The organism is Bradyrhizobium sp. 153, from assembly GCF_023073835.1.
Classification (GTDB): Bacteria; Pseudomonadota; Alphaproteobacteria; order Rhizobiales; family Xanthobacteraceae; genus Bradyrhizobium.
Genome location: NZ_JADPKH010000067.1, coordinates 1 through 1,659, shown reverse-complemented (window position 1 = coordinate 1,659; position 1,659 = coordinate 1). Strand labels below are relative to the sequence as shown.

Genomic DNA, 1,659 nt, shown 5'->3' with positions numbered 1-1,659 from the left:
CCCGCATTTCTCACACGGCCGATAGCTGTGCGACAGAGGATAGAAGGTCTAGCGAAGGCGATGAGGAGCCGTTGCGCTGGAGGCGCGGGTGGCGATTTGGCTTTGAGTGTCTCCTTTGGACCTGTTGGTGATGCCGCCGATTGAGCGCGTCGCAGCTTCGCGTGTCAGGTGGGTGCGGCGCGGGCCTTGGCGGTTTCGGCCAGGCGGCGGGCCACGTGTCCCCATTCCTGGGCGGCTGGGCAGGCCGAAGCCATGGCGATTTTGATGCGGCGGACGCTGATGCGCACCAGTGCGCCGATCTTGAGGAGCTTGAGGCGGATGGTGCCACAGGTGGCGTCGGCAAAAGTGGTTTCGGCAAGGCCGATGCGCCGCAGAGCACAGATCAGCACATAGGCCATTGCGGCGAACCACAGCCGCAGTTGGTTGGCGCGCATGGTCGCCGCCGACGTCCGGTCGGCATAGAGGTCGAGCTGGCACTCCTTGATGCGGTTTTCCATGTCGCCGCGGGCGCAGTAAATGTCTTCGTAGAGCTGTCGCGCGCCCGCCTCGGCCCGCTTGAGCGAGGTCACGACGAAGCGCGGATTGGCTTCGCCTTTTGTCCACTCCGCCTTGGCGACGACGCGGCGCCTTCGGCTCCAGGTGCCGAGCGTGCTCCATTGGAAGTCCTTGAAGCGGCGCGCCGGTCGGTCGGTCTTCTCGGCCGCAGCGCGAGCCGTGGCAAGCTCCTCTTCGATCATGGCGACCAGGCGCGTGTTGCGGGCGAGCCCGAACAGGTAGTCCACGCGGTTCTGCTCGCACCACGCCATCAGCGCCTCGCGCGCAAAGCCTGAGTCCGCCCGCAGCAGGATGCGCACGAACGGCCAGCGGGCGCGGATCTGCCGGACAATCCGCTCGACCTCCGCGACGCTGCCCGCGCTGGCGTCGATATCGGAGGGTCGCAGCTTGGCTGCCAACAGATGCCGGCCACAGAACACGTACAGCGGCAGATAGCAGTAGCAGTCGTAGTAGCCGTGGAAGAAGCGTCCCTCCTGATGGCCGTGTAGCGGGTCGTCGGTGGCGTCAAGATCGAGGATGATCTGCGCCGGCGGTCGCTCGTGGGCCTCCAGGAACAGCATCACCGGCAGCGCCTCGATCGCCGCCGCGTCATAGGCAATCTTGTGATAGCGCGAAGGCTCGCTGCGGCTCAGCTCCAGCCGGTTCAGCGTCGACTTGCCGGCCACCGGTGCGCAGTCCTGCCGCCGGGCCGCAAGCTTGCCCGCCAGCACCGCCATCAGCGGATCGTGCCGCAGTTCATCATGGTCGTTGAGATCTTCGTAGCCGAGCGCAATGCCAAAGACCCGCTGTCCGATCAACGTCTCGACCGCATGCTCGATCAGGTCCGCGCGGCGATGATCGCGAAAGCAAGCTGCAAAGCGCCCCACCAGATCGATCGCTCGATCGGTGGCGCCCAGAAGCAGCGCTCCAGCATCCGACGTCACCAGCCCAGCATCAAAGGCCGCTTCCACAGCCCGGCCTTCCACCACTCCAAAATCAAAACGTTCTGCGCTACACTCTGTCGGCATCGGGGCATTCCTTGAATCATCGCAAAGTCCTTCTCGCAAAAGAACTTTCGCTGATTCGCGCCCCGATGCGCCTCAATACTGTGAGAAATGCGGGCTA

General features: G+C 64.7%; 2 protein-coding genes. Both read right to left on the bottom strand.

The genetic code is table 11. The features are described from left to right. Window positions 1-164: 164 nt before the first annotated feature. Window positions 165-1,562 (bottom strand): IS1380 family transposase, encoded by a 1,398-nt coding sequence (locus IVA91_RS15195; RefSeq protein WP_247305369.1) that lies wholly within the window; start codon window positions 1,560-1,562, stop codon window positions 165-167. Then, window positions 1,475-1,659, bottom strand: a 185-nt coding sequence (locus IVA91_RS15190; protein WP_247458895.1) for a hypothetical protein, incomplete at its 5' end; no start/stop codon positions are given. The genes IVA91_RS15195 and IVA91_RS15190, both read right to left, overlap by 88 nt.

Bases quoted from the DNA above. Each gene is read 5' to 3' on its own strand.
- IVA91_RS15195 (WP_247305369.1), bottom strand. From the start codon at position 1,562: ATGCCGACAGAGTGTAGCGCAGAACGTTTTGATTTTGGAGTGGTGGAA.